At 60.3% G+C, this 26547-nt stretch carries 25 protein-coding genes and 8 tRNA genes; 21 read left to right on the top strand and 12 right to left on the bottom strand.

The window, feature by feature from the left end:
* The first annotated feature begins 267 nt into the window (after window positions 1-267).
* The 19 genes from tapM (at window position 268) to C2U30_RS07840 (ending at window position 18775) form a co-directional block, all read left to right on the top strand.
* Entirely contained in the window at window positions 268-1329 is a 1062-nt protein-coding gene (gene tapM / locus C2U30_RS07930; protein WP_275059120.1) for a PilM family type IVa pilus assembly protein TapM, read from the top strand.
* On the top strand, window positions 1317-1886 hold the full coding sequence (gene tapN / locus C2U30_RS07925) for a PilN family type IV pilus biogenesis protein TapN (RefSeq protein ID WP_039039579.1): 570 nt from the start codon (window positions 1317-1319) through the stop codon (window positions 1884-1886). Before tapM ends, tapN begins: the two co-directional genes overlap by 13 nt.
* Window positions 1883-2479, top strand: coding sequence for a PilO family type IV pilus biogenesis protein TapO (gene tapO / locus C2U30_RS07920; protein WP_041212566.1), 597 nt, complete (start codon window positions 1883-1885; stop codon window positions 2477-2479). The genes tapN and tapO overlap by 4 nt, the downstream gene beginning before the upstream one ends.
* 2 nt (window positions 2480-2481) lie before the next feature.
* Window positions 2482-3009 carry a pilus assembly protein PilP gene (locus C2U30_RS07915; protein WP_029314119.1) on the top strand — a complete coding sequence of 176 codons (528 nt, stop codon included), beginning with the start codon at window positions 2482-2484 and terminating at the stop codon, window positions 3007-3009.
* Window positions 3010-3025: 16 nt separating this feature from the next.
* The gene (locus C2U30_RS07910; protein ID WP_103243576.1) at window positions 3026-5251 is read left to right on the top strand and encodes a type IV pilus secretin PilQ; all 2226 of its coding nucleotides are present in this window, start codon (window positions 3026-3028) and stop codon (window positions 5249-5251) included.
* A gap of 191 nt (window positions 5252-5442) precedes the next feature.
* A complete protein-coding gene (aroK, locus tag C2U30_RS07905; RefSeq protein WP_010673824.1) occupies window positions 5443-5961 on the top strand; it encodes a shikimate kinase AroK in 519 nt (172 codons plus the stop codon).
* A 17-nt stretch (window positions 5962-5978) separates the two neighbouring features.
* Entirely contained in the window at window positions 5979-7061 is a 1083-nt protein-coding gene (gene aroB / locus C2U30_RS07900; RefSeq protein WP_103243575.1) for a 3-dehydroquinate synthase, read from the top strand.
* On the top strand, window positions 7051-8607 hold the full coding sequence (locus C2U30_RS07895) for an SPOR domain-containing protein (RefSeq protein ID WP_103243574.1): 1557 nt from the start codon (window positions 7051-7053) through the stop codon (window positions 8605-8607). Before aroB ends, C2U30_RS07895 begins: the two co-directional genes overlap by 11 nt.
* Before the next feature lie 70 nt (window positions 8608-8677).
* Window positions 8678-9550, top strand: coding sequence for a Dam family site-specific DNA-(adenine-N6)-methyltransferase (locus C2U30_RS07890; RefSeq protein ID WP_029314124.1), 873 nt, complete (start codon window positions 8678-8680; stop codon window positions 9548-9550).
* Window positions 9551-9740: 190 nt separating this feature from the next.
* Window positions 9741-10415, top strand: coding sequence for a ribulose-phosphate 3-epimerase (rpe, locus tag C2U30_RS07885; protein ID WP_010673828.1), 675 nt, complete (start codon window positions 9741-9743; stop codon window positions 10413-10415).
* Entirely contained in the window at window positions 10402-11067 is a 666-nt protein-coding gene (locus C2U30_RS07880; protein WP_049636543.1) for a phosphoglycolate phosphatase, read from the top strand. Before rpe ends, C2U30_RS07880 begins: the two co-directional genes overlap by 14 nt.
* 39 nt (window positions 11068-11106) lie before the next feature.
* Entirely contained in the window at window positions 11107-12111 is a 1005-nt protein-coding gene (gene trpS, locus C2U30_RS07875; protein WP_103243573.1) for a tryptophan--tRNA ligase, read from the top strand.
* Window positions 12112-12230: 119 nt separating this feature from the next.
* On the top strand, window positions 12231-12446 hold the full coding sequence (locus C2U30_RS07870) for a hypothetical protein (protein WP_010673831.1): 216 nt from the start codon (window positions 12231-12233) through the stop codon (window positions 12444-12446).
* A 321-nt stretch (window positions 12447-12767) separates the two neighbouring features.
* Complete coding sequence (locus C2U30_RS07865; protein WP_041215622.1) at window positions 12768-13349, top strand: aminodeoxychorismate synthase component II; 582 nt, start codon at window positions 12768-12770, stop codon at window positions 13347-13349.
* 278 nt (window positions 13350-13627) lie between these two features.
* A complete protein-coding gene (locus C2U30_RS07860) occupies window positions 13628-14845 on the top strand; it encodes an aspartate aminotransferase family protein (protein WP_039039586.1) in 1218 nt (405 codons plus the stop codon).
* A gap of 75 nt (window positions 14846-14920) precedes the next feature.
* On the top strand, window positions 14921-15940 hold the full coding sequence (gene astA / locus C2U30_RS07855; RefSeq protein WP_039039587.1) for an arginine N-succinyltransferase: 1020 nt from the start codon (window positions 14921-14923) through the stop codon (window positions 15938-15940).
* A gap of 67 nt (window positions 15941-16007) precedes the next feature.
* Window positions 16008-17477: a succinylglutamate-semialdehyde dehydrogenase gene (gene astD / locus C2U30_RS07850; protein WP_103243572.1), complete on the top strand. Its 1470-nt coding sequence runs from the start codon at window positions 16008-16010 to the stop codon at window positions 17475-17477.
* A gap of 69 nt (window positions 17478-17546) precedes the next feature.
* Entirely contained in the window at window positions 17547-18344 is a 798-nt protein-coding gene (locus C2U30_RS07845) for a DUF1338 domain-containing protein (RefSeq protein ID WP_103243571.1), read from the top strand.
* Window positions 18345-18523: 179 nt separating this feature from the next.
* Window positions 18524-18775, top strand: coding sequence for a hypothetical protein (locus C2U30_RS07840; RefSeq protein ID WP_048207156.1), 252 nt, complete (start codon window positions 18524-18526; stop codon window positions 18773-18775).
* Window positions 18776-18814: 39 nt separating this feature from the next.
* Here C2U30_RS07840 and C2U30_RS07835 read toward each other — a convergent pair whose 3' ends face one another.
* On the bottom strand, window positions 18815-19441 hold the full coding sequence (locus tag C2U30_RS07835) for an HAD family hydrolase (protein WP_103243570.1): 627 nt from the start codon (window positions 19439-19441) through the stop codon (window positions 18815-18817).
* A 164-nt stretch (window positions 19442-19605) separates the two neighbouring features.
* On the opposite strand from C2U30_RS07835, the gene C2U30_RS07830 reads away from it, so the two are divergent.
* Window positions 19606-20970, top strand: coding sequence for an MDR family MFS transporter (locus C2U30_RS07830; protein ID WP_103243569.1), 1365 nt, complete (start codon window positions 19606-19608; stop codon window positions 20968-20970).
* A 104-nt stretch (window positions 20971-21074) separates the two neighbouring features.
* On the opposite strand, the gene C2U30_RS07825 is transcribed toward C2U30_RS07830, so the two are convergent.
* The 3 genes from C2U30_RS07825 to yqfB all read right to left on the bottom strand — a co-directional run bounded on the left by C2U30_RS07825 (window position 21075) and on the right by yqfB (window position 22862).
* Window positions 21075-21461, bottom strand: a complete 387-nt coding sequence (locus C2U30_RS07825) for a DUF1622 domain-containing protein (protein WP_010673839.1) — start codon at window positions 21459-21461, stop codon at window positions 21075-21077.
* A 60-nt stretch (window positions 21462-21521) separates the two neighbouring features.
* Window positions 21522-22442 (bottom strand): alpha/beta hydrolase, encoded by a 921-nt coding sequence (locus C2U30_RS07820; RefSeq protein ID WP_103243568.1) that lies wholly within the window; start codon window positions 22440-22442, stop codon window positions 21522-21524.
* 87 nt (window positions 22443-22529) lie between these two features.
* Entirely contained in the window at window positions 22530-22862 is a 333-nt protein-coding gene (gene yqfB / locus C2U30_RS07815) for a N(4)-acetylcytidine aminohydrolase (RefSeq protein WP_103243567.1), read from the bottom strand.
* A 270-nt stretch (window positions 22863-23132) separates the two neighbouring features.
* Between yqfB and C2U30_RS07810 the strand changes: the two genes are divergently transcribed.
* Window positions 23133-24965, top strand: a complete 1833-nt coding sequence (locus tag C2U30_RS07810) for an SLC13 family permease (protein ID WP_042878180.1) — start codon at window positions 23133-23135, stop codon at window positions 24963-24965.
* A gap of 242 nt (window positions 24966-25207) precedes the next feature.
* Here C2U30_RS07810 and C2U30_RS07805 read toward each other — a convergent pair.
* The 8 genes from C2U30_RS07805 to C2U30_RS07770 form a co-directional block, all read right to left on the bottom strand.
* A tRNA-Leu gene (locus tag C2U30_RS07805) sits at window positions 25208-25291 on the bottom strand.
* An 8-nt stretch (window positions 25292-25299) separates the two neighbouring features.
* Window positions 25300-25376, bottom strand: a tRNA-Met gene (locus C2U30_RS07800).
* Between the two features lie 36 nt (window positions 25377-25412).
* A tRNA-Gln gene (locus tag C2U30_RS07795) sits at window positions 25413-25487 on the bottom strand.
* Between the two features lie 46 nt (window positions 25488-25533).
* A tRNA-Met gene (locus tag C2U30_RS07790) sits at window positions 25534-25610 on the bottom strand.
* Between the two features lie 39 nt (window positions 25611-25649).
* Window positions 25650-25724 (bottom strand) — tRNA-Gln (locus tag C2U30_RS07785).
* A 41-nt stretch (window positions 25725-25765) separates the two neighbouring features.
* Window positions 25766-25840: transfer RNA gene (locus C2U30_RS07780), tRNA-Gln, on the bottom strand.
* Between the two features lie 42 nt (window positions 25841-25882).
* Window positions 25883-25957, bottom strand: a tRNA-Gln gene (locus tag C2U30_RS07775).
* 8 nt (window positions 25958-25965) lie between these two features.
* A tRNA-Met gene (locus C2U30_RS07770) sits at window positions 25966-26042 on the bottom strand.
* Window positions 26043-26547 lie beyond the last annotated feature (505 nt).

Raw genomic sequence — 26547 nt, 5'->3', positions numbered from 1 at the left:
AACGGGCGCAGAGTATAGCCTTTTTACCCTCGCGGATTCGAGGTTTTCCTGTCCGCAAACAGGCGACCCCGAGAAGAGGCGGGAGGGTAGCACTCCAGGGCACAATTACCAAGGGGGCGGCAATCAAGGCCGAAAGGAGAGGGGCGTCAACTTTTGACACAAACTTTATGACATTGATAGATAGAGCATTATATTGAGTTAAGCCGTCACATCATGACGCGCTGTCCTACAATAAGTCCGAAAACCCAATAACGCATGGATGTGTATATGTTTGGGCTATTAAGTAAGGGATCCCTCGTCTCCATGGCGGGCATTGATTTTGGCAGTCAAACCATCAAGGCCGTCACCATTAGCGGACGTCCCGGCAAGGTGCACCTCGGTTCGGTTGCCGAGATCCCCATGCCAAGAGGAACGCTGGTCGACTATCAACTTCAGGACATTGAACGGGTCAGTCAGTCTCTCAAGTCGCTCAAGCGGCTCGTGCAGGGGGATTGCCAGAACGTGGCCACGGCCGTGACCGGTTCCAACGTCATCACCAAGATCATTCAGGTCGATACCAACATCAACGAGAACGAGCTGGAGAACCAGGTTCACCTGGAGGCAGAGCAGCTCATCCCCTTTCCCCTCGACGAAGTGAGCCTGGATTTTGAAATCCTCGGCATGGCGGGCGACAACGGGCGTCAGGAGGTCCTGCTCAGTGCCGCGCGGACCGAGAGCGTCAGTGGCCGGGTCAGTGCCCTGACGGAGGCAGGCATGACGACCATGGTGGTGGATGTGGGGGCCCATGCGCTCGGACGCGCCGTGCTGGCTTGCCTGCCCGACCTGCAAACCTCGGAGAAACCGGTTGGCATCGTCGACATCGGTGCCAGCGCCCTGACTTTCGCCGCCCTGTTACGGGGCCAGGTCATCTATTCCCGGTTGCAGAATTTTGGTGGTGATCAATACAGCCAGGCATTGGCCTCTTTTTACAGCATGAGTATGGAAGAGGCGGAACTGGCCAAGCTCCAGGGCTCCTTGCCTGCGGATCATGAGGTGGATGTCCTGTTGCCTCACCTCAGCACCCTGGTGTTGCAGATACGGCGCAACGTGCAGCTGTTTTGCAGCTCCTCAGGGAACAAGGAGCTCTCCAGGCTGGTGCTGACCGGAGGGGGGAGCTTGCTGCCGGGGCTGGCCGGACAAATCGGCAGCGAGCTCAACTGCGAGGTGCTGCATCCCGATCCCTTTGCACTCTTTGGCAAGCCGCAGGGAGAGGGGGGGCTGACTCATGGAGCCAAGTACATGACGGCGCTCGGGCTGGCACTGAGGAGCTTCACACCATGTCAAATATAAACCTTCTGCCCTGGCGGCAGGCTCGGGCGCAGCGTCAGAAGAAACAATTCGGCATCCTGTTCGGTCTGTTCCTGGCGGGGACGGCAGCCATCGCCTTTGCCGCAGACTGGCTGGTGCAGCAGCAGATCGGTTACCAGCAGCAGCGCAATCAGCGGCTGCAGCAGGAGATGGCAACCCTGGACACCCAGCTTGGGGAGATCAGGCTTCTCAAGGAGCGGCGCAAGGAGTTGATTGACCGCATGCAACTCATCGAGCAGTTGCAGATGCGCCGCAACATCCCTGTCCGTCTGTTCAATCAGCTGCCGGTGCTGGTCCCCAATGGGGTGTATCTTGATAGCCTTGCCTTGCAAAACAACAAGATAGATGTGAAGGGAAAGACCGAAGCCTATGGCAGGGTTGCCAGCATGATGCGCCGAATCGACGGTTCCGGCTGGCTGACACAATCCCAGCTCAGCACCATCTTCACGGCCGAGGTGGCCCCCATCGCCCTGAGCCAGTTCTCCATGATGTTCCAGATTGCCACGGCGCTACCCAACGTGGCTAAGGGGCAAAAATGAACCTGCAACAACTCAACGACCTGGATCTCAATGACATTGCCCGCTGGCCGCCGATCGCCAAGGGCATCTTCGTCTTCTTCTGCTGTGCTCTGCTTGGCGGGGCACTCTATTACTACGTGATTGCCAATTCCCTGGCGGCCCTGGGTCGGGAAGCCGCAAAAGAGACTGAGCTCAAGGGACAATTCGAGAGCAAGGCCATGCTGGCCGCGAACCTGGAAGCATACAGAAAGCAGATGGTCCAACTGGAACATCTGGTCGACACCCAGCTCAAACAGCTGCCCAACACCCACGAAGTCGCCGGTTTGCTGGATGACATCAGCTTCATTGCCACCGACAACGGTTTGACATTGAACAGGATCAACTGGGAGCCAGAGGTGAAACACGAGTTCTCCACCGAGCTGCCCATGCGCATCGAGGTCGTGGGCACCTATCACGAACTTGGCAAGTTCACGGCGGACATGGCTGCTTTGCCCCGCATCGTGATCCTGGATTCTTTCCAGCTCAGCCAGGGGAAGGGGGGTGAGCTGATCGGTATGTCCATGCAGGCCAAGACCTACAAGTACAACGGCAAAACCGTGGAGAAAAAGCCATGAGCATGAGAGCGGGCGTACTTCTCTTGTCGGCGCTGCTGTTGACGGCCTGTGGGGGACAGGAGGACATGGATGAGTATGTCAAACAGACCAAGGCCAGAAAGCCGGTACCGATCGAATCTTTGCCGGAGATAAAGCCCTTCTCGCCCATGGTCTATCAACGCAGCGATCAGCGTAGTCCGTTCATTGCACCCCAGCCGGAAACCAGTTCCAGGCTGGATGCCAAGGCCAAGCCGGACTGTGCCCAGATAGTGGCCAATCGGGAAAAGGAGGTGCTGGAACGCTACTCGCTTGCCAGCCTGAGCATGAAAGGCTCCATCGGCAAGCAGGGGCAGTTGTGGGCATTGATCAAAACCCCGGACGGGCAAGCCGTGCGCGTCGGGCTCAACCAGCACATGGGGCTGGATCAGGGCAGGGTCATCAAGATAACGAACACGCATGTTGACTTGATGGAGACGGTACCGGATGGCAAAGGATGCTGGGTCACCCGAGAAACCCAGCTGGCCATGGCCAATCTCGACGCAAAACTATGATCAGGGATGAGCAGAGATGAGAACAACAATAAGAAGGATGACCGGTGTGGCGCTGCTGTGGCTGGGCGGATGCACTCAGGTGTGGGCAGTACCCGCGTTGCAGGAGGTCAAGGTGAATCCCCTGCTGGCCGATCAACTCCTGCTGGAGCTCAGCTTCAGCGAACCGGTCAGCGGTTTTACGGACAGGTTGACCTATGAACCCAATCAGCTTCTGCTGCACGTACCCGGGGCCATCGGTGCCCTGACGGTCAATCCCCTGCCCATCAAGCAGCAAGGGGTGAACAACCTCCTGGTGGAGGGGAAGGGGCAGGGGCTCGACATCAAGATCGCCCTCGATCAGCTCACCCCCTATCAGGTCCATCAGCAGGGCAATAAATTGCTGGTGGCGCTGGGAGACAAGGCCGGGCAGCCGGTCGCTTCCTCGGCGGCGCCTGTTGCAGCCAGCCAGTCTGCGCTCGTCAGAAGCCAGCCGGTGACTCAGTCTGCATTGATTGACACCCAGCGGGTTGCCCAGAACCAGTCCCAGTATCAGGCTCAGCCGGGCATGGCTTCCACACCTACTGTGGCTCCTTCGCCCGTTGCCCCCGGCAAGCCGGTGTTGTCCGTGTCTCAGGCAAACATGGGTGGCGCCTACTTCAACTCGGTCAAGGGCGTGGATTTTCGCCGTGGCAAGGAGGGGCAGGGGGAATTCCTCGTGACGCTGGACAACAGTTCGGCGGCGGTGGATGTCAGCAGCCGTGGTCAGAAAGTGCTGGCCAAGTTCCACGGTACCCGGGTGCCTGATGATCAGCTCAACCTCATCAATGTGCAGGACTTTGCTACCCCGGTCTCCCAGGTGGAGGTGTTCCGCCAGGGCAATGACACCCTGTTCGAGCTCTCGGTGAACGGCCAGTTTGACTACCGTTATGATCAGGCCGACAAGATGTTCATCATCGAGGTGAAAAAACGGGTGGCCACCACGGCGGCGAAGCAGTACCAAGGCAAGCCCATCTCATTGAACTTCCAGGATATTCCTGTTCGTACCGTGTTGCAGATCATCGCCGATTTCAACAATCTGAACCTGGTGACCACGGACTCGGTCTCCGGCAACATCACGCTGCGTCTCGATGGCGTGCCCTGGGAGCAGGCGCTGGACATCATCCTCAAGGTCAGAGGGCTGGACAAACGGCTGGACAACAACATCCTGCTGGTGGCGCCGGCGGACGAGATTGCCGCTCGCGAGAAACAGCAGATGGAGAGCCGCAACCAGGTGGCGGATCTCGCACCCCTCTACACCGAGTATCTGCAGATCAACTATGCCAAGGCATCGGAAGTGGCGGCCCTGCTCTCCTCCGAGAGTACCAAGCTGCTCTCCCCCAGAGGGGCGGTCAGCGTGGATGAACGTACCAACGTGCTGGTGGTCAAGGACACGGCGGATGTCATCAGCAACGTCAAGCGGATGCTGGATATCCTCGATATCCCGGTCAAGCAGGTGGTGATCGAGGCGCGCATGGTGACCATTGATGATGGTTTCGATGAGGCACTGGGGGTGCGCTGGGGTGTGACCAAGACAGACGGTCATGGCAACGGCACCTCGGGCACCATAGAGGGTAATGATGGCGCCGGAAACAATGATGGCAGTTCCACCATCACTCGCCCCAACGTAGAAGACAGACTCAACGTCAACCTGCCGGTGACCAACGCGGCCGGCACCCTGGCGTTCCAGGTTGCCCGTCTTGCCAATGGCACCCTTTTGGATCTTGAGCTCTCGGCGCTGGAAAAGGAGAGCAAGGCCGAGATCATCGCCAGTCCGCGTGTCACCACGGCCAACCAGAAGCCGGCCCTGATCGAGCAGGGGACCGAGATCCCCTATGTGGAGTCCTCTTCGAGCGGGGCGACCTCGGTCACCTTCAAGAAGGCGGTGCTGAGCCTCAAGGTCACACCGCAGATCACCCCGGACAACAGGGTGATCCTGGACTTGACCGTGACTCAGGATACCAAGGGTGAAACCGTGCCGACCGGAACCGGGGATGCGGTGTCCATCAACGCCCAGTCCATCACCACCCAGGTGTTGGTCAACAACGGTGAAACTCTGGTGCTTGGCGGCATCTATCAACAGACCATCAAGAGCGATGTCAGCAAGGTGCCGCTGCTGGGGGATATCCCCGGGTTGGGCTATCTGTTCAAGAAAACCACCAGTGAAAACAAGAAGCGTGAACTGCTGATCTTCGTGACCCCGAGGATAGTGACCGACGCCCTCTGAAAACTTTACTTGTGAGAGTAAAACACATATAACCTTACGCCCCGATGAGGCTGGGGCGTAAGGGCTGCGGTTGCCAGTCCTGGTTTCTACTGAGATAATCCCCCTCCTGATCCAACGCAAGATAAGGTTCATAGGTACCCCGGTCGAGTGTTTACCGGGGCCATACAGTTTGTAATTACTAACGAAAAGACATGGCTGAGAAACGCAATATTTTCCTGATAGGTCCCATGGGTGCGGGCAAGAGCACCATAGGTAGACATCTGGCAGAACAACTGCACATGGAGTTTTTCGACTCAGATCATGAGATTGAGCGCCGCAGTGGTGCCGATATCGGCTGGGTGTTCGATGTTGAAGGCGAAGAAGGCTTCCGGATCCGCGAAGAGAAGGTGATCGGTGAGCTCGCCGAACAGCAGGGTATCGTGCTGGCAACGGGTGGCGGTGCCATCAAGAGCCGTGAAACCCGCAACAAACTCTCCGCACGCGGCATCGTGGTCTACCTCGAAACCACCATTGAAAAGCAATTGGCGCGAACCCAGAGAGACAAGCGTCGTCCCTTGCTGCAAACCGAAGAGCCGCCCCGTGAAGTGCTTGAGCGTCTTGCGCAAGAGCGCAACGCCCTGTACGAAGAGGTTGCCGATTTTGTCATCCAGACGGATGACCAGAGTGCCAAAGTTGTCGCTAATCAAATCGTCAAGTTGATTGGTATGTAATTCATTAGAGGACGTCCATGGAAAGGTTGAAGGTCGAACTGGGTGAACGCAGCTACCCGATAGAGATAGCTGCCGGTCTGCTGCAACGCCCCGAGGTACTGGCGCAGACGATCAAGGGCAAGCGGGTCATGATAGTGACCAATACCGTGGTCGCGCCCCTGTATCTTGAACAGATCATTCAGTTGCTGTCCGGTTTTCAGGTGGAACACCTGATCCTGCCCGATGGCGAGGCCTACAAAACCCTGGCGACCTTCGAGCGGATCATGTCTGCTCTGCTGGAAACCAGCCATGGTCGTGATACCACTCTGATCGCTCTGGGGGGCGGTGTGATAGGCGATGTTGTCGGCTTTGCTGCGGCAAGCTACCAGCGAGGCATTCCGTTTATTCAGGTGCCTACCACGCTGCTCTCCCAGGTTGACTCTTCCGTCGGCGGCAAGACCGCCGTCAACCATCCCCTCGGCAAGAACATGGTGGGTGCCTTCTATCAGCCCAAGCATGTGATCATCGATACCGACTGCCTCAAGACCCTGCCTGCCCGGGAATTTGCCGCCGGCATGGCCGAGGTGATCAAATACGGCATCATCTGGGATGCCGCCTTCTTCTCCTGGCTTGAAACCAACATGACCCGCCTGCAGCGCCTCGACGGTGATGCACTCTCCTATGCCATTCGCCGCTGCTGCGAGATCAAGGCCGATGTGGTCGGTCAGGACGAGACCGAGCACGGCGTGCGCGCCTTGCTGAACCTGGGACATACCTTCGGCCATGCCATCGAGGCGGAGAAGGGTTATGGCAACTGGCTGCACGGTGAAGCCGTGGCGGCGGGAACCATGCTGGCGGCCGAGACGGCCCTGGCCCGTGGCGACATGACGGCGCAAGAGGTGGCACGAGTCCGCGATCTGCTGTTGGCCGCCGATTTGCCGGTCAAGGCACCGTACGATATGGATTTTGCCGCCTTCATTCGCCATATGCGCCGTGACAAGAAGGTGCTGGAAGGCAAACTGAGGCTGGTGCTGCCGATCGGGATCGGACAGGCCCAGGTCGTGGCCGATGTGACAGACGAGCAATTGATGGCGGTGATCGAGTCTGGTCGTGACCACTAATAAATTGCTCAAACTGCCTTCTCAGCGGCAGTTGGTTGACCGGCTGCTGCACCTGATCGAGTTCAACCACCCCTTTGTTTTTCTCTCCGGCAAGCCAGGCAGTGGCCGTGGCACACTGTGCGAGTCGTTGCTTGCCCAACTGCCCGATGCGGTGCGGGTGGCCAGCCTCATCGGCAGCCCGTCCATGAAGATGGCGGATGTGCGCCAGTTGCTGTTGCAGCAGGTGGTGGCACGTCCCCTGTTCAACGCGCAGGATGCCCTGGCGGACAGCTTCTTTCGCATGGTGGGTGACAAGCCTGCCAGACTGCTGCTCATCATCGAACGTGCCGATACCTTGCCTGCCGAGCTAGTGGGGGAGTTGTGGGCGCTCTGTCGTCACAACGATACCCTGGCATCTCCTCATAAACTGGCCATCCTGCTCTCGGGTGATGACGCCTGGTGTCGCAACCAGAAGGCGCTCCTCAAGGGACGAGCCATGCCAGCCCTCGAGCTGGAAGTCGTGCCACTGAGCGCTCCTGAGCAACGTATCTTCTTGTATGAGAAGGCCAAAGAGCTCAAGATCCCGACAGCCCTCTTGCCCAAGCCGAAAGTGGAAGAGATCCTGAATGGGGCGGGCGGACATCCGTCAGCCATCATGCAGTTACTGGAGGATACCATGACCGACAGAAGGCCCAAGAAACGTCAGGCCGAGTTGCCCGTCAAGAAGATAGCGATCGTGCTTGCCCTGGTGGCGGGCGGGTTGCTGGCCCTGAGCTATCTGCCCCTGTTCGACAGTGCAGGCCAGGACCCCGCCCAGGCTCCGTCCCAGGGGATGGCGTTGCCCGATCCCGTCTCAAGCGATCCTGTGAACGTCGGTGCGGCGAGCGGGGCTTTGGGTACTCAGGCGAGCAGTGGCGCCGCTGCCATCCCGTCAGGGAATCAGGTTGCCCGCGATTGGCAGTCCGATGCCAAGCCCTTGCCCAAGAAGGTCGAGAGCGAGACGGTCACCACGGAGTCAACCAACTATGAGGGGCGCCGGGTCGTCATCTCCGACGAAGTGGTCGAGAAATTGATGAACCAGCCGAACGTCAGCGGCGCCTTGCCCACGGCCGTGGTGGATGAGCTGGTGGGGAGCGGTTCCCGTGCGGTCCCGACCGGAACGACGGCCCAGGTCAAGAATCCGGCCCCGAACAGTGTCCCGGCCCGGACAGAGGCTCAACCGGCCAGTGGCGCGCAGACAGCGCTGGTCGCGGCCCCAGCGGCCAAGGTGGCGTTGACGCCGGTGGCGACTCTCAACAAGAAGCCGAAGAATCACTACAGCATCCAGTTGATGGGGGCGAGCAACACCAAGGCGGTAGACAGCTTTGTGGCCGAGCATGGCTTGGCGGGCAAGGTGTGGGTTTACAAGACCCGTTTCCGTGGCAGTCCCTGGTATGTAGTGGTGCAGGGAGACTACGCCAGCAGTGCCCAGGCCAAGGCGGCCATTCGCAAGCTGTCGCCTGCCTTGCTCAAGGGACAACCCTGGCCCAAGTCATTCGCCCAGATACAAAAAGAATTGAAGCAATAGCCAGCCACCCGAGGAAGGGGGTAGAATCACCCCCCTTTTTTGGGCATAGCCTTGTCAACACCGGACTTCCATGAAAAAAACACGCGCGTTTTTAAAATGGGCCGGGGGAAAATACTCCCTGGTCGAAGAGATCGCCGAGCGTTTGCCGGCCGGGCGTGTGTTGCTGGAGCCCTTCGTCGGGGCGGGATCCGTGTTTCTCAACACGGATTACGACGCCTATGTGCTCAACGACATCAATCCGGATCTCATTGGCCTCTACAACCACCTCAAGCAGCAGCCGGACAGCTTCATCAGCGAGGCCCGCAAGCTGTTCGTGGCCGAGCACAACCACAAGACCGCCTATTATCGGCTCCGTACCCAGTTCAACCAGACCGCGGCCGGTTTTGAACGGGCTCAGTTGTTCCTGTTTTTGAATCGCCATGGTTTCAACGGCTTGTGCCGTTACAACAAGAAGGGGGGATTCAACGTTCCCTTCGGTTCCTACAAGAAGCCCTACTTCCCGGAGAAAGAGCTGTGGGCGTTTGCCGAGAAGGCGCAGAAGGCGACGTTCATCTGCGAAAGCTATGCCGACGCCATGGCCCGTGCAGAGGAAGACTGGGTGATCTACTGCGATCCGCCCTATGCCCCCCTCTCCACCACGGCGAGTTTTACCACCTATTCGGCAGGCGGTTTCACCCTGGACGATCAGGCGCTGCTGGCCAGGCTGGCTCGCCACACCGCCGCCCATAAAGGGGTGCCCGTGCTCATCAGCAACCATGACATCGAGTTGACCCGCGAACTCTATCGCGGCGCCCGGCTCGACGAAATCCTGGTCAAGCGTACCATCAGCCGTAACGGCGGTGGTCGCAACAAGGTGGCCGAGCTGCTGGCGCTCTATCCGCCCGGCATCGAGCCCGAACAGGGCTATTATCCCGGTGAGGCGGAGCTGGTTGCCGTCGGCTGAGTGAACAACGGTCCCTGAGGGGGCCGTTGTCATTTCTGATGCTGCCGCTGGTATTCCGTGAGCCGCGCCTGGCATCGTGTGCCAGCCATGGTGCCGGAGCGGCGTGTTCTGTAGATGCGGGTCGTTTTCATCGCCCTTTTGCGATAAAATTGCGCCGTTTTTTCTGCCACGCTGCCAATGGATGACGCTGATGAAAGACTTTCTGATTGCCCCCTCTATCCTCTCCGCCGACTTTGCCCGTCTGGGTGAGGATGTGGCCAAGGTGCTGGCCGCCGGGGCCGACGTGGTCCATTTCGATGTGATGGACAACCATTATGTCCCCAACCTGACCATAGGCCCCATGGTCTGTCAGGCGCTGCGCGATTACGGCATCGAAGCGCTCATCGACGTGCACCTGATGGTCAAGCCGGTGGATCGCATCGTGCCTGATTTTGCCAAGGCCGGTGCCAGCTTGATCACCTTCCACCCGGAAGCCTCCGATCACGTGGATCGCACCCTGGGCCTCATCAAGGAGCAGGGTTGCCAGGCCGGTCTGGTGCTGAACCCCGCGACCCCGCTCACCTGCCTGGAGTACGTGATGGACAAGCTGGACGTGATCCTGCTGATGTCGGTCAATCCGGGCTTTGGCGGTCAGAGCTTCATCCCCGGCACCCTCGACAAGCTGCGCCAGGTGCGCCGCCTGATCGACGAGAGCGGCCGCGACATTCGCCTGGAAATCGATGGCGGGGTCAAGGTCGACAACATTCGCGAGATTGCCGAGGCGGGTGCCGACATGTTCGTGGCGGGCTCTGCCATCTTCGGCAAGCCGGATTACAAGGCGGTGATCGACCAGATGCGCGCGGAGCTTGCCCATGTCCGTCGCTGATCGCCCCTTTGACCTGGTGCTGTTCGATCTGGATGGCACCCTGATTGACAGCGCCCCGCAACTGGCGCTGGCGGTCAACCGTACCCTGGCGGAGCTGGGGTTGGCCGAGGCCGACGAGGCCGTCGTGCGTACCTGGGTCGGCAACGGCGCCGACAAGCTGATCCAGCGGGCTCTCGATTACCGCGACGCCCCGGAGCAGTTTGCCAAGGCCCGCCCCCTGTTCGACCGTCACTATCAGGCCTGTCTGCTGGAAGGCCTGGCCATGTATGACGGAGTGGCCCGTAGCCTGCGCCGTCTGCAGGGGCTGGGTTACCAGCAGGCCGTGGTGACCAACAAACCCAGTCACTTCGTGCAGCCCATTCTGGAGGCCCTCGGCATCAGCGACTGTTTCGCACTCTGGCTCGGGGGCAACTGCGTACCCGTGAAGAAGCCGAGCCCGGAGCCGCTGCTGCACGCCTGCCACGAGCTGGGTGTCAGCCCGTCCCGCACCCTGATGGTGGGGGATTCCGAAAATGACGTGCTGGCCGCCCAGGCCGCCGGTATGAAGGTGGTGGGGCTCACCTATGGCTACAACTATGGCCGCCCTATCGCAGACTCCCGCCCCGACTGGGTTTGCGAGCAGTTTGCCGAACTCGACGCCCTGCTGGTCTGATCCAGACCGGGCTGGCGGATAACAAGGATTACTACTCTGATGACTAAACCAATCGTATTGAGCGGTGCCCAACCCTCGGGCCAGCTGACCATCGGCAACTACATGGGAGCCCTGCGTCAGTGGGTCAGCATGCAGGATGACTTCGACTGCCTCTATTGCATCGTCGATCTGCACGCCATCACCACCCGACAGGATCCGGCCGCCTTGCGCAAGGCGTGCCTCGACGCAGCCGCCCTCTATCTGGCGGTGGGCATCGACCCGGCCAAGAGCACCGTCTTCATCCAGTCCCACGTGCCCCAGCACGCCGAGCTCGGCTGGATCCTGAACTGCTACACCCAGATGGGCGAGCTGTCGCGCATGACCCAGTTCAAGGACAAGTCCGCCCGTTTCGAGAACAACGTCAACGTCGGCCTGTTCGGTTATCCGGTGCTGATGGCGGCCGACATTCTGCTTTATCAGGCCAATCAGGTGCCGGTTGGCAATGACCAGAAGCAGCATCTGGAGCTGACCCGCGACATCTGCACCCGCTTCAACAACCTCTATGGCGAAGTCTTCACCCTGCCGGAACCCTTCATTCCGACCGAAGGGGCCCGGGTGATGAGCCTGCAGGAGCCGACCAAGAAGATGTCCAAGTCCGACGACAACGAGGCCAACTTCATCGGCTTGCTGGAAGATCCCAAGCAGATCGTCAAGAAGATCAAGCGGGCGATGACCGACTCCGACGAGCCGGCCGTGGTGCGTTTTGATCCTGAAAACAAGCCGGGGGTCTCCAATCTGCTGACCCTGATGTCCGGTGTGACCGGCCGCTCCATCCCGGAGCTGGAGCAACACTTCGAAGGCAAGATGTACGGCCACCTCAAGAGTGAAACGGCCGATGCCGTGGTCGCCTTGCTGGAACCCGTCCAGGCGCGCTTCCGCGAGCTGCGTCAGGATGAGGCCCATCTGCAGGCCATTTTGGCGGCTGGCGCACAAAAGGCGCGTGAAAGGGCTGAAAAAACCCTGATCAGCGTATATGATGTCGTCGGCTTCGTTCCTCGAGCCTGACATACTGGGAAGGTGTAGTAGAAGAGAGCTGGGTGGATGCCTGGCTTTCTTTGTTTTACACCTTCCGGTTTGTCGCAACCTCCCCAATGTCAAACACGGGCTTTGCCCCAAGAGAAAGCATGTCTGTCGAATCACAAACCCTGAGTGAAGAGTTGGGTGACAAGGGTCACTGGCTGCGCAAGTTTCGCAAGGCCAAGAGCCTCAATACCTTGCAGTTGATGGTCTCCAACGCCATCGACAAGCACCACAAGACCCCGGCCATCGCGGCTGCCATCTATCTGGCCGAGTGCCAGCGGGAACGGGAACTGGAACAGGGCCGTTATCTGGACCGCTGAGGTCCGTTGCCAGCCCTTGCCAAGGTGACTCCTTCCCATCTGCCTGTCACGTCCTGTGCCCTTTTCCCGGTCGCCTCCCGTCTCTTTTACCTTGCCATCCTGACATGGAGCGGTTGATGCTGCCCGGTCGGGGACAGGCCCACCGCCGGGTGGGGTCGACAGGCCCGGATCGCCATTGAAGAGCGGACAGACTGCACAGCAGGTGAGGTGATCGCCGGTTTATTAACGCAAAGAGACATGCCAGAATGCGCGGCGTTTGTCTGCCCGCGCTCGCAACGGGTTGTCCGCTCACCGTCTCTGTCTTATTCCCAGGGTGTTTGCATGCTGCTACTCATCGACAACTACGACTCCTTTACCTGGAACCTGGTGCAATACTTCGGCGCTCTGGGGCAAGAGGTGGTGGTCAGGCGCAACGATGAGCTGAGCCTGGAGGAGATAGCCCGGCTTGCCCCCCGCCATCTGGTGATCTCTCCCGGCCCCTGCACGCCAAACGAGGCGGGCATCTCTTTGGCCGCCATCTCCCGTTTTGCCGGCGAGATCCCCATCCTCGGCGTCTGTCTCGGCCATCAGTCGCTGGCACAGGCCTTTGGTGCCCGGGTGGTGCGTGCCCGTCAGGTGATGCACGGCAAGACTTCTCTCATTCGTCACAAAGGGGAGGGGGTGTTCAAGGGGCTCAACAACCCGCTGCGGGTGACCCGCTATCATTCTCTGGTGGTGGAGGCGGCGTCGCTGCCCGACTGTTTCGAGGTCACCGCCTGGAGCGAACATGCCGACGGCAGCCAGGACGAGATCATGGGGCTGCGGCATAAAACGCTGGCGCTGGAGGGAGTGCAGTTCCATCCGGAGAGTATTCTGAGCGAACAGGGGCACCAGTTGCTGGCCAACTTTTTGGCCGTTTCCTGAAAAAATTGCGATGTTTGTCTCAAAACCGTCATGAGGCAAAAAAAAATTACCCTGAGACTTTATTCACCCTCCTCCCTGTCCAAATTATCTCTTGCCAACACCCCCTGAGCCGTTATGCAATGCGGTTGCCTAAAATCTCAAAGGCAATCGAACATTGTTCCTTATAGGCGGTTAAGTTACAGACTTTTTACTTTTTTTCTGTGATAATTCCGCCACGTTTACACGGATTTAACTTTTGGGCGGTGGATTATTCTGCCGCGAGATAGCAGGAGAGCAATATGTCAGAGTTGTTGGCAGTGACACGTGAAGTGTTTGATGAAGTGATGGTTCCCAACTATGCGCCGGCCAAAATCATCCCGGTGCGCGGCGAGGGGTCACGTGTCTGGGATCAGGAAGGCCGCGAGTATGTGGATTTCGCGGGCGGGATCGCGGTCAATGGTCTGGGCCATTGCCATCCCAAACTGGTCGAGGCCCTGAAATCCCAGGGTGAGAAGCTGTGGCACCTCTCCAACGTGATGACCAACGAGCCGGCCCTGCGCCTGGCCAAGAAACTGGTCGCCGCCACCTTCGCCGAGAAGGTCTATTTCTGCAACTCCGGCGCCGAAGCGAACGAAGCGGCCCTCAAGCTGGCCCGCCGCTACGCCATCGAGAAGTTCGGGGCCCACAAGACCCAGATCATCGCCTTCCACCAGGGCTTCCACGGCCGTACCTTCTTTACCGTCAGCGTCGGCGGCCAGGCTGCCTACTCCGATGGCTTCGGTCCCAAGCCTGCCGACATCACCCACGTCGCCTACAACAACCTGGAGGAGCTGGCTGCCGTCATCTCCGACAACACCTGCGCCGTGGTGATGGAGCCGCTGCAGGGCGAGGGTGGCATCATCAGCCCCACCGACGAGTTTGCCAAGGGTGTGCGCGAGTTGTGCGACAAGCACAACGCCCTGCTGGTTTATGACGAGGTGCAATCCGGTGTCGGTCGTACCGGCGAGCTGTTTGCCTATATGGGTCTGGGCATCACCCCGGACATCCTCACCAGCGCCAAGGCGCTGGGCGGCGGCTTCCCCATCGGGGCCATGCTGACCACCACCGAGATCGCCTCCCACCTGAAAGTGGGCACTCACGGCTCCACCTACGGCGGCAACCCGCTGGCGTGTGCCGTGGCCGAGGCGGTGATCGACGTGGTCAACACCCCGGCAGTGCTGAGCGGCATCAAGCAGCGCGAGCAGCTGTTCCGCGAAGGGCTGGAAGCCATCAACGCCAAGTACCACTGCTTCAGCGAAGTGCGCGGCAAGGGCCTGCTGCTGGGCGCCGTGCTCAACGATGACTTCAAGGGCCGCTCCCGAGACTTCCTGCTCGCCTCCATCGATCAGGGCCTGATGGCGCTGGTTGCCGGTACCAACGTGGTGCGTTTTGCCCCCTCCCTGGTGATCCCGGAAGCGGACATCAAGGAAGGGCTGGCACGGTTCGAGAAAGCGGTCGCTCAGGTGGTCAACGCCTGATCCAAATTGAGGTGGGGAGCCCTCCCGGCAGGAGCCGGGACCCCACCTGTCGTCAATGAAAGGGAGTTGTCATTTATGTTGGTTATCCGTCCTATCGAGCAGCGCGACTTCGCCGGCCTCAAGACCTGTGCCATCGAATCCGGCACCGGCATGACATCCTTGCCGGTCAACGACGAGCTGCTGCAACGCAAGATCGATGCCTCGACCCAGACCTTCCTGGACAAGCCCGCCGGCAAGGGCGAGTGCCTCTATTTCTTCGTGGCCGAGGATCTGGAGACCGGGGAGATGGTCGGTACCTGCGCCATCGACGCGGCGGTCGGCCTGTCCCAGGCGTTCTACAACTATCACATCGGCAAGGTGGTGCACTCCTCTCCCAAGCTCGGCATCTACAATGTCGTGGAAACCCTCACCCTCTCCAACGACTACACCGGCAATTCCGAGCTCTGCACCCTGTTTCTGCGTGAATGCGCCCGCGAGGGGCTCAACGGCCGTCTGCTCTCCAAGCACCGTTTCCTGTTCATGGCCGAACACCCCGAGCTGTTTGACAGTACCGTCTTTGCCGAGATGCGTGGTGTCTCCGATGGCAACGGCCACAGCCCCTTCTACGAGTGGCTGCAAAAACATTTCTTCTCGATGGATTTTCCCACCGTCGACTATCTGACCGGCATCGGCAAGAAGCGCTTCATCGCCGAGCTGATGCCCAAGTACCCCATCTACGTCAATCTGCTGAGCAACGAGGCGCGCGCCGTCATCGGCAAGACCCACGAAAAGACCCGGCCTGCCCTCAAGATGCTGCAGGATGAGGGGTTCGTGAATCGCGGTTATGTCGACATCTTCGACGCCGGCCCCACCGTCGAATGCGAGGTGAAGAACATTCGCAGCGTGCGCCGCAGCCAGAAGCTGGCGGTGCTGGTGGGTGAGCCCATCGGCGGCCATACCTACCTCATCTGCAACACCAGGTTCGAGCAATACCGCGCCTGCTACGGCAACATCCGGGTCGATCTGGACAAGCACGAAGCCATCATTCCGCCCAAGATGGCGGCCGCCCTCAAGGTGGAAAATGGCGACATGGTGCGCGTCGTCGATCTGGATTGACCCGCCCCGCACCACAGCATTGAGACAGGCTGCCGAGGCGGCCTGCGTACCCACAGGGAGTGAATTGATGATGTCTTTAGTCCAGTTTATCGATGGCCAGTGGCTGGCCGGTGAAGGCAAGCCGTTCGAATCCATCGACCCGGCCAAAAACGAGGTGATCTGGCGGGGTGAGGCGGCAAGCCAGTCCCAGGTGGATGCGGCCGTCAAGGCGGCCCGCACGGCCTTCTACCATTGGTCCGATCTGGCCCTTGAAGAGCGCCTTGCCATCGTGCGCCGCTATGCCGACCTGCTCGGCGAGCACAAGGAGGCGCTGGCCCTGACCATCGCCCGTGAAACCGGCAAGCCCCTGTGGGAGACCCGCACCGAAGTGGCGGCCATGCAGGGCAAGATTGCCATCTCCATCCGCGCCCATGACGAGCGTACCGGCACGGTGGAAAATCCCATGCCGGGCGCCAAGGCGTTCGTGCGCCACAAGCCCCATGGCGTCGTGGCCGTGTTCGGCCCCTACAACTTCCCGGGCCACCTGCCCAACGGCCACATTGTGCCAGCGCTCATCGCCGGCAATGCGGTCGTGTTCAAGCCTTCCGAGCTGACTCCCATGGTGGCTGAAGCCATGGTCAAGGTGTGGCAGGAGGCGGGGCTGCCCAAGGGGGTGCTCAACCTGGTGCAGGGGGAGGTCGACACCGGCAAGGCGCTGGCCGGCAACCCGGACATCGACGGCCTCTTCTTCACCGGCTCCTCCCGTACCGGCCACTTCCTGCATCAGCAGTTTGCCGGCCAGCCGGGCAAGATCCTGGCACTGGAGATGGGTGGCAACAACCCGCTGATCGTGAAAGATGTGAGCGACATCGACGGCGCCGTCCATGCCATCGTGCAGTCCGCCTTCATTACCTCCGGCCAGCGCTGCACCTGCTCGCGCCGTCTGTTTGTCGAGCGCGGCGAACGGGGCGATGCCCTGGTCAAGCGCCTGGTGGAGGTGGTCGGCCAGATCAAGGTCGGCCTCTATGACGCCGCCGAGCAGCCGTTCATGGGCGCCATGATCAGCGAGAAGGCCGCACTCGGCATGGTCGAGGCGCAAGCCAACCTGCAGCGCCTCGGTGGTGAAAGCCTGCTTGCCCTCAAGCACCTGGAAGCGGGCACCGGCTTTGTCTCCCCGGGCATCATAGACGTGACTGCGGTCAGCGCGCTGCCGGATGAAGAGTACTTCGGCCCGCTGCTGCAGCTCATTCGCTACGACGACTTCGATGCGGCCATCGAGAAGGCGAACGCCACCAGTTTCGGTCTCTCGGCAGGCCTGCTCGGTGACAATGAAGCGGACTGGAACCACTTCTTCAAGCGCATCCGTGCCGGTATCGTCAACTGGAACAAGCCCATTACCGGTGCTTCCAGTGCCGCCCCCTTCGGCGGCATCGGTGCCTCCGGCAATCACAGAGCGAGCGCCTACTACGCCGCCGACTACTGTGCTTACCCGGTCGCCTCCGTCGAAGACAGCAAGGCTGCTATGCCGGATCAGCTGTCTCCCGGTCTGACCTTCTGATAACAAGAAAATAAAAGAGGGGCACTGAACAGGTGCCCCTGTCTGTACCCGCAATCAAAGGAAAGAGAGATGCAAAAGGATATCGACACCCTGTTTGGCCATCTGTGGGACAACTACATTCAGGTCACCCCCAGTGCTCACAAGGTTCATCAACTGCTGGGCGGCGGTGCCCCCATCATCAACGATCACGTGGCGTTTCGGACCTACAACCTGCCCAAGCTCGGTCTCGAGAAACTGGCGGCCCATTTCCGTACCCTGGGGTACGAAGAGAAGGGCGAGTATGTGTTCAAGGCCAAGAAGCTCTATGCCAAACACTTCGAGCATAAAGATCCTGATGCGCCCAAGGTGTTCATCAGCGAGCTGAAGGTGGAAGAGCTCTCCGAAGGTGCCCAGGCCATCATCCACAAGCTGGTGGATCAGGTACCCGATCACCTCACCGACCCCCCGGCTTTCCTCTACGCCGGCGCGCCCTGGCAGGTCTCCCACACCGACTACCAGACCCTGCTGGCAGAGAGCGAGTATGCCGCCTGGATGGCCGCCTGGGGTTATCGTGCCAACCACTTCACCGTCAACATCAACCGCCTGAAGGACTTCGACACCATCCAGCAGGTGAATGCGGCGCTCAAGGCGGCAGGCTTCGTGCTCAACACCGTTGGCGGCGAGGTGAAGGGCGATCCCGAGGTGATGCTGGAGCAATCCTCCACCATGGCAGACAAGGCCGAGGTGCCCTTCAGCGACGGCGTGCGCACCATCCCGAGCTGCTTTTACGAGTTTGCCCTGCGCTACCCGCAGGCCGATGGCGTGCTCTACCCTGGCTTCGTCGAAGCGTCGGCCGACAAGATCTTCGAATCCACCAACGCCATGTAATGGCCGCCATGAAAACAACGCCCCGTCTGGGGCGTTTTTTATAGATTTACGCCGACCTGACACCTCTTTACCTCCCCTTAACCCATCAGTTCGCGGCGATTCGCTAGCATGATACCGCCCGCTGCCGTGGGCCATCGCCGCACCGTGCCGGTGTATGCCACCCGTTTTGGAGTCATGCCATGAAGATTGTTCTGCCTTTGCTGTTTTCCCTCACTACTCTGACCGCCGCAGCGGGCGATCAGGGCAGCCGTACCCCACCCAAGCCTCCGCGCGAGCTGTCGGCCGAGATGAAAGCGGCGTTTGAGAGTTGCAAGGAGCATGGCAAACCGGGGGAGTCGGAATTTGACAACTGCATGTCAGATCTGGGATTTGAGCGGCCGGACGGCCCGGCACCGGCAGGTGGGAAGCAGGGGGAGAATGAGGCCGAGTAAACTGGTGCGGGCCAGTCGGTTAGGATGGGCCCGCACCGCTCACACCCGTTGCAGTGCCCCTTCGGTGGCCAGCAAGGTGGTCATGCCGGCGGCCTTGCCCGCCTGAATGCCTATCCGGGTGTCTTCAAACACCAGGCAGTTGGCCGGGTTGGCGCCGAGCTGCTCGGCCACTTTCAGGAAGGTGTCCGGGTGGGGCTTGTGATTGACCACATCATCGGCACTCACCAGCACGGAGATGAAGGCATCGAGCCCGGTCTGACGCAGGATGTGCGCCGCATGTTCCCGGGTTGAGCCGGTACCTATGCCCATGGGCACCTTGTCGTGGTACTGCCTGACCAGCTCCCACATGGCGGGAAACACCCGGACGTCGTCGATCCGTGCCAGGTAGAGGGCCACCTTGCGCCGGGCAAAGGCTTCCACGTCGATGGTCATCCCGTGCTGCTCTGCCAGCATGGTCACTATCTTGCGGGTGGGGATGCCGCCGTACTCGTTGAGCTGTGCCCGATCAAACGGCAGGCCGAACTCGGCACTGGTGATTTCCCAGGCATCCAGGTGCAGAGGCATGGAGTCCACCAGGGTGCCATCCATGTCGAAGATCAGGGCGTCGTACTCGTCGAATCGGGGCTGTTCACTCTGGTGATGATCGCAGGGGGATGACTGGGGCATGGGGGGCGTCCTCTTCGGCAAAGACTCACCCTAGCAGATCCGGCTCGCAGATGTCGCGACCTTCATCATGGTTGGCAGTGGTTTTGACCATCGGCTAATGATTTATGAGACAATAATGTGCCTTGTACCCCCTGTGCCGATATCTCACATGAGCGAGCCTGCCTATGTCCCCCAAAACCGTCTTCTCGAGCGTGGCCCTGGTGATCGCCCTGGGCTCACTGGAAAAGAGCATCGTCACCACGCCCTTGCCCATCATAGGGGTTGAGCTGAACGCCGGTGCCGCCCTCACCTGGGTCGTGACCGCCTATCTGCTGGCGGCCACTGCGGCCCTGCCCATCTATGGCAAGTTGAGCGACATGTTCGGCCGGGTACGCATGCTCAACATCGGTATCGGCCTGTTTCTGGCGGGATCCGTGGCCTGCGCCCTGGCCCAGGATCTGCCAACCCTGCTGGCCGCCCGCGTGCTGCAAGGGTTGGGGGGCGGGGGGCTGATCGCACTCGCCTTTACCGTGATCGCCGACTGTATTCCGCCACGGGAGGTGGGCAAGTATCAGGGGTATATCTCGGCGGTCTATGCGGTCTCCAGCATCGCAGGCCCGCTGCTCGGTGGCTATTTTACCGAGCAGCTCAGCTGGCGCTGGATCTTCTGGATCAATCTGCCGCTCGGCGCTATCGCCCTCTGGCTGGTGAACCGCAATCTGGGTCACCTCAATGTGCGCCGCTACAGCCGCTTCGACTGGAAGGGAGCGGCACTGCTGATTACGGTCACCACCCTCACCCTGTTGCTGCTCTCGCCGGAGGCGGCCTTGCCCGCCGTCTGGCTCGCGGCTGCGCTGGGGGCGGCCTTGTTGCTGCTGATCCTGGTGGAGCGGCGGGCCCACGACCCCATACTGCCGGCCCACCTGGTGCGCCTGCCGGGTTATCTGGTGAGCGTGCTGCTGGCGCTGGCCTCGCAGCTGCTGATGTTTGCCGTGCTGGTCTACCTGCCGTTGCAGATGCAGTGGCAAAAGGGGATGAGTGCCAGTGACAGTGGCGGGATCATGGTGATCTTCATGGTCTGCATCACGGCAGGGGCCTTCGTCGGCGGCAAGCTCATCGGTCGCACCGGTCACTACAAGCGTTTCGTGGTGGCAGGTTTTGCCCTGGCAGCGCTGGCCCTGTGGCAGATCCACTTCGACGTCTGGGCCAGAGTGGGACTGGGGTTTGCCGGATTGGGGCTGGGTCTGGTGCTGCCGGCGCTGTCGGTGGTGGTGCAAAATGCCCTGCCGCGGGAAGATCGCGGTATCGGCATGTCCCTGTTCAACTTCTGCCGGGAGCTGGGTGGGGCGGTCGGTGTCGCCATCTGCGCCGTGTTGTTCCATGCCGCCCTGCCAGCAGGCAGCAGCCCCAATCTGGTCAGCCTGAGCCCGGCCGAACTGGCACCCGGTTTCAGCGCCACCTATATCGGCATGGCGCTGATCGCCACCGCCGCCCTGCTGGTCACCTTGCTGGCATTGAAGCGCCACGAGCTGGCCAGCAAGCACGTCTGATAGTTGCTATCGGATACAAAGAGGGCTCCCCGCGGGGAGCCCTCTTCATGGGATCAGGCTGGTGCCTTTCCTTCCGTGTCGGGGCCTTGTGCCACTCAGCCCGCTCATCGGGCGTCGGGGCGGGAAGGTGACCTGACAGGCTCGGGTTGCTGGCGCTCGGCCTGGGCATCGAGTTCCTTGCCGAGGAAGTAGTTCAGGAAGGTGCGGATGACCGCGATGATGGCGAGGCGCACCAGCTCCTCCTTGCTCGGTGCCACTGTGGTGGCCAGGATGTCGGCGGCGAGCTGGAACTCCAGCGCCAGGATGAGCCAGCTGCCGAAGCAGAGGCGGATACGGGGAAAGCCGGGCTCGTGATCCCGCACTCTGGCCGCCAGCCAGAGGGTCTTGCCAAGGCCGATGACCACGCAGGCGATGGAGATGATCTCCAGCAGCAGCTGGAACAGCTCCACCCCGTGCATCATGCCCTCTTTCAGGCTCGCTATCTCGAACACTCGGTTACCTCCATGATTCAAAAGAGACACTTTTAACACGGCTTGGGGGCCGGTTCCAACTCAGAGTCTTCTGAGCATCATGGCTATCTGGTCGATGAGCTGACGAGCGGCAGGGCTGATGGCCGCCAGTTGGAAGTAGCCATGAATGACGCCATGCTGCCGCTGGCAAGTGGCATCGACGCCAGCCTGCACCAGCTTGCCATACAGGGCTTCCCCTTCGTCGCGCAGCGGATCATATTCCGCCGTGACGATATGGGTCGGCGGCAATCCTGACAGGGCGGGATGGTGGAGCGGGCTGGCTTCGGGATGGCAGGGGGGCTGGCTGCCCAGGTAGGCGTGAAAACCGCTTGCGAGCATGTCCCGGGTGATGAGGTAGTCGTCACCGAGATCGCGGTAGCTTTGGCTCTCGCAGAGGGCATCCAGCATGGGATAGAGAAGCAGCAGGGCCTTGGGCAAGGGGGCGCTGGCAGCCTTGAGCCGCAAGGTGGTGACCAGGGCGAGATGACCCCCTGCGCTGTCGCCGGCAATGGCGAGACGTGCCGGATCTCCATGCCATTTCTCCACCTCGGCCATGATGGCCCGCGCGGCGGCCAGCGCATCGTCGTGAGCCGCAGGATAGGTGTGTTCCGGGGCGAGGCGGGTGTGTACGGCGAAGATCAGGGCGCTGGCCCGGTTGCACAGCATCCGCATCTGGCGATCGTGGGTCTCGAAATCCCCGCTGACAAAACAGCCGCCGTGAAAATAGATCAGCACCGGATACGCGGGGTCCGGTTTGTCTGCGGGCCGATAGCAGCGGATGGCGTGGTGATCGGCCTGCCACTCTTCGATGGCGCCCACCTCTTCCCGCTCACCGCCCAACAAGGCAGAGGCAAGGTAGCCGTCACGGCGCGCCTGCCAGCTCAGCTGGCTCGCCTTGGGACGACCTGCGGCGATGAAGTCTGCCACCATGGCTGCGATGGCCGGTTCGAGTTGTTTTTCCATAAGACACCAATGACTGTATATAAAAACAGTTATTGTGCGCTTTTGGCCCGTGAGCGCAACCGGCGTTAGCTGAGGCAGCTCACAAAATCAGGCTTCAATCAGCACGAATTCAATCACATAGAGGGGCGGCAGTGCGGGGTAGATATCGCGGATCACATCTTTAAGCTCGGGGAGGGTCATGTTCTCCTGACGGGCGTGCTCGTCGCTCAGCGCCTCGAAGGCGACCGCCTTGACCGAGATGACTTCAATGGTGCCAAAAGGCTGGTGTTCCGGGTTGGTGAACAGGGCCAGGCGCTGGCCGGGCCGCCAGTTTGCCTCGCTCTCGTCGCGGATGGTGATGGTCTTTCGGCCAGCCTGGATGTCGGCGACAAAGCGGCTGAAGAAAGTGAATTCCGGGTAGGCCGGGGTGTGCTGGGTCATGTCGTCTCCGAAGGGCAAGGGGGAAGAGTGCGGCTCAGGCCGCGGCGGGCCCATTTTAGGAGGGGCGGGGGGAGCGTGCAGCACTTTTTACCCCGACATGTGAAGGGCGACCGACTGCGTTCACGGACCGGTAAAATGGCCGCAACTGAACCTGAATGTGAGATGATGCGGCCTCCTCTTTCTTGATATGTAACAAATCAGGGGGACGGGCTCTGTGGTCTGATGGCGTCCGAGGCCGGCCGTGGTTGACGTTGAACAAAAGGAGCAAGTGTGAATTCCGAGTTGATCTGGGTGCTCAGCATGCTGGTGGGTGCCATTCTCCTGTTTATTACCAACAAGGTACGCATGGACGTGGTCGCCTTGTTGATCATCATCCTGTTCGTGTTGAGCGGCACCCTGACCCTGCCGCAGGCGCTGGCAGGATTCAGTGATCCCAACGTCATTCTGATTGCCGCCCTGTTCGTGGTGGGGGAGGGGCTGGTGCGTACCGGCATCGCCTATCAGGTGGGAGATGCCCTGGTGAAGGTGGCCGGCAGCAGCGAAACCCGCATGCTGGTGCTGCTGATGGTGGCGGTGGCGACCCTGGGGGCCGTGATGAGTTCGACCGGGGTGGTGGCCATCTTCATCCCCGTGGTGCTGAGCGTGGCGAACCGGATGGGGATCCCGGCGGGCAGACTGATGATGCCGCTCGGCTTTGCCGGCCTTATCAGCGGCATGATGACGCTGGTGGCAACCCCTCCCAACATGGTGGTGAACAGTGAACTGATGCGCCACGACATCCAGGGGTTCGGCTTTTTCGGCTTCACCCCCATGGGGGTCATCATTCTGGGGATGGGGATCCTCTACATGCTGCTGATGCGCACCTCCCTGGTGCGTGAAGGAGAGGAGGGCAAGGGCAAGCAGATGGGACGCAGCACCATGCGGGATCTCATCCGTGACTACCGGCTGGCCGGGCGAGCACGCCGACTGGCGATCCGGCCCGATTCCCCCCTGATCGGCCAGACCCTCGACGAGCTGCAATTGCGTGCCCGCTTCGGGGCCAACGTCATCGGGATGGAGCGCTGGCGCAAGTTCAGGCGGGTGATGGTCAGTGTCACCGGAGTGACCGAGTTCCAGGCCAAAGACGTGCTGCTCATCGACATGTCGGATCCCGAGGTGGATGTGCGGGAGTTTTGCAGCGAGGCGCGGCTAGAACCCATGATATTGCGCGGGGAGTATTTCTCCGACCAGGCGCGGGAGGTGGGCATGGCGGAGGTCTCCCTCATCCCCGGCTCCCGGCTGCTCGGCAAGAGCATCCGCGAGGTGACCTTCCGTTCCCGTTACGGCCTGAGCGTGGTGGGGATCCGCCGGGATGGAGAGGCGCTGACCGGCAAGCTGGTGGACGAGGCGCTGCAGATGGGGGATACCCTGCTGGTGGTGGGGAACTGGAGCCTCATTCGTCAGTTGCAGACCCATCATCGCGATTTTCTGCTGCTGGGCCTGCCTGCGGAAGTGGACGAGATGGCGCCGGCCCGCAGCCAGGCCATCCACGCCCTGATTGCCCTCGGGGTCATGATAGTACTGATGGTGACGGATCCCGTGCCCAACGTCATCGCGGCGCTCATCGCCTGCCTGCTGATGGGCAAGTTCCGCTGTATCGATCTGGAGAGTGCCTACAAGTCCATCCACTGGCCGACCCTGATCCTCATCGTGGGCATGTTGCCCTTTGCCCTTGCATTGCAGCAGACCGGCGGGGTGGATCTCATCGTCGGCGCGCTCATCTCGGCGGTGGGGGAGATGGGCCCCAGGGTGATGCTGGCCAGCCTCTTCGCGCTCTGTGCCGTCATCGGGCTCTTCATCTCCAACACGGCGACGGCGGTGCTGATGGCGCCCATCGCGCTGGGGACGGCCCATCAGATGGGGGTATCGCCTTATCCCTTTGCCATGACCATCGCCATCGCCGCCTCGGCAGCCTTCATGACGCCGGTCTCGTCGCCGGTCAACACCCTGGTGCTGGGCCCGGGCAACTACAAGTTCATGGACTTCGTGCGCATTGGCGTGCCCTTCACCTTGCTGGTGATGGTGGTGAGCGTCATCGCCATCCCCTGGTTCTTCCCGTTCTGACGACAGCAAACGATATGGCGGCCTGCGGGCCGCCTTTTTATTGCCCGCAGCGCTCTGCGAGATGAAAAGGGCGGCATCACGCCGGAGCAGGGCATAGCGCCGTTAGAGGAGAGCACAAGGCGCAGCCGTTGAGACATGAGGTGGCGTTGCAGGCGTGCGATGGCGTGGAGAGGGGAAGAAGAGCGGCAAACGCCGGATACAAAAAAACCAGCCTGAGCTGGTCTGTTTGGTACTGCTTTCGATGGTGCGGAAGGAGAGACTCGAACTCTCACGCCTAGGGCGCCAGAACCTAAATCTGGTGCGTCTACCAATTTCGCCACTTCCGCAAGAATAATGGTGGCTATGACGGGATTCGAACCTGTGACCCCCGCATTATGAGTGCGATGCTCTAACCAACTGAGCTACATAGCCGTCTTGTGCACGACTTGCGTCGAATACAAGCAAAAATGGCTGGGGCACTAGGATTCGAACCTAGGTATGGCGAGATCAAAACCCGCTGCCTTACCGCTTGGCGATGCCCCAACAGTGTTCTTTGCAATCGGATGATTGAAGGAACGTTTTTCAAACATGGTGGCTATGACGGGATTCGAACCTGTGACCCCCGCATTATGAGTGCGATGCTCTAACCAACTGAGCTACATAGCCGTTTGTTGTCAACCACATAGGTGGAAGAGAACACAAAAATGGCTGGGGTACTAGGATTCGAACCTAGGGATGGCGAGATCAAAACCCGCTGCCTTACCGCTTGGCGATACCCCAACAGCGATGCCCGACAGAGACTGTCACACATCATTCAAAAATGGCTGGGGTACTAGGATTCGAACCTAGGGATGGCGAGATCAAAACCCGCTGCCTTACCGCTTGGCGATACCCCAACGACGATGCCTGACAGAGACCATCAAACATCATTCAAAAAATGGCTGGGGTACTAGGATTCGAACCTAGGGATGGCGAGATCAAAACCCGCTGCCTTACCGCTTGGCGATACCCCAACTAGAGATGGTGGCTATGACGGGATTCGAACCTGTGACCCCCGCATTATGAGTGCGATGCTCTAACCAACTGAGCTACATAGCCAACCGTGCTTCCAGTGAGTCGTTGCCTCGTCACTGTGCGGCCGGAATTATGCGTATCTGGCTCTGGGGCGTCAACCCTTTTTTTGTTTGAAAAAACGAATTTGGGTGCGTTTGGCGAGTTATTGGTCGCTGTCGTGCAAAAGCCCAACAATCTGGTTTTTTTTACGACATTCGCACCCAGATCGCGCCTCTGGCCAGATAAAAAAGAGGCCAGCAAATGCTGGCCTCTCATGGGGTTAGACGTTGAAACGGAAGAGTCACACGTTGAACCTAAAATCCCCATAAAAATCCAATTCTTGCGGGGCGTTGCGCAACGGATCATTCTACCGCGCACATAATATACCCCCAAAGATACCCCCATTCTACGACGATACCCCAAGACACTCGCAGCAACCCCTCAAACTGCGTGCCGGCCTGCCGTGAGCGCGGAAGCGTGCTGCTGGTCGGTGATCAGCCTCAGGGAGTAATTGTACCGCCCGCGTCACAAGTAATGGGCCGACCAAGGG

The organism is Aeromonas sp. ASNIH5 (assembly GCF_002902865.1).
Lineage (GTDB): Bacteria > Pseudomonadota > Gammaproteobacteria > Enterobacterales > Aeromonadaceae > Aeromonas > Aeromonas caviae.
Note: the sequence above shows the minus strand (reverse complement) of the source record. Positions and strands in the feature narration are given on the sequence as shown.

Excerpts from the sequence above, each read along its gene's own strand:
- tapM (WP_275059120.1), top strand. The coding sequence starts at position 268 with ATGTTTGGGCTATTAAGTAAGGGATCCCTCGTCTCCATGGCGGGCATT.
- tapN (WP_039039579.1), top strand. The coding sequence starts at position 1,317 with ATGTCAAATATAAACCTTCTGCCCTGGCGGCAGGCTCGGGCGCAGCGT.
- tapO (WP_041212566.1), top strand. The coding sequence starts at position 1,883 with ATGAACCTGCAACAACTCAACGACCTGGATCTCAATGACATTGCCCGC.
- C2U30_RS07915 (WP_029314119.1), top strand. The coding sequence starts at position 2,482 with ATGAGAGCGGGCGTACTTCTCTTGTCGGCGCTGCTGTTGACGGCCTGT.
- C2U30_RS07910 (WP_103243576.1), top strand. The coding sequence starts at position 3,026 with ATGAGAACAACAATAAGAAGGATGACCGGTGTGGCGCTGCTGTGGCTG.
- aroK (WP_010673824.1), top strand. The coding sequence starts at position 5,443 with ATGGCTGAGAAACGCAATATTTTCCTGATAGGTCCCATGGGTGCGGGC.
- aroB (WP_103243575.1), top strand. The coding sequence starts at position 5,979 with ATGGAAAGGTTGAAGGTCGAACTGGGTGAACGCAGCTACCCGATAGAG.
- C2U30_RS07890 (WP_029314124.1), top strand. The coding sequence starts at position 8,678 with ATGAAAAAAACACGCGCGTTTTTAAAATGGGCCGGGGGAAAATACTCC.
- rpe (WP_010673828.1), top strand. The coding sequence starts at position 9,741 with ATGAAAGACTTTCTGATTGCCCCCTCTATCCTCTCCGCCGACTTTGCC.
- C2U30_RS07880 (WP_049636543.1), top strand. The coding sequence starts at position 10,402 with ATGTCCGTCGCTGATCGCCCCTTTGACCTGGTGCTGTTCGATCTGGAT.
- trpS (WP_103243573.1), top strand. The coding sequence starts at position 11,107 with ATGACTAAACCAATCGTATTGAGCGGTGCCCAACCCTCGGGCCAGCTG.
- C2U30_RS07870 (WP_010673831.1), top strand. The coding sequence starts at position 12,231 with ATGTCTGTCGAATCACAAACCCTGAGTGAAGAGTTGGGTGACAAGGGT.
- C2U30_RS07865 (WP_041215622.1), top strand. The coding sequence starts at position 12,768 with ATGCTGCTACTCATCGACAACTACGACTCCTTTACCTGGAACCTGGTG.
- C2U30_RS07860 (WP_039039586.1), top strand. The coding sequence starts at position 13,628 with ATGTCAGAGTTGTTGGCAGTGACACGTGAAGTGTTTGATGAAGTGATG.
- astA (WP_039039587.1), top strand. The coding sequence starts at position 14,921 with ATGTTGGTTATCCGTCCTATCGAGCAGCGCGACTTCGCCGGCCTCAAG.
- astD (WP_103243572.1), top strand. The coding sequence starts at position 16,008 with ATGATGTCTTTAGTCCAGTTTATCGATGGCCAGTGGCTGGCCGGTGAA.
- C2U30_RS07845 (WP_103243571.1), top strand. The coding sequence starts at position 17,547 with ATGCAAAAGGATATCGACACCCTGTTTGGCCATCTGTGGGACAACTAC.
- C2U30_RS07840 (WP_048207156.1), top strand. The coding sequence starts at position 18,524 with ATGAAGATTGTTCTGCCTTTGCTGTTTTCCCTCACTACTCTGACCGCC.
- C2U30_RS07835 (WP_103243570.1), bottom strand. The coding sequence starts at position 19,441 with ATGCCCCAGTCATCCCCCTGCGATCATCACCAGAGTGAACAGCCCCGA.
- C2U30_RS07830 (WP_103243569.1), top strand. The coding sequence starts at position 19,606 with ATGTCCCCCAAAACCGTCTTCTCGAGCGTGGCCCTGGTGATCGCCCTG.
- C2U30_RS07820 (WP_103243568.1), bottom strand. The coding sequence starts at position 22,442 with ATGGAAAAACAACTCGAACCGGCCATCGCAGCCATGGTGGCAGACTTC.
- yqfB (WP_103243567.1), bottom strand. The coding sequence starts at position 22,862 with ATGACCCAGCACACCCCGGCCTACCCGGAATTCACTTTCTTCAGCCGC.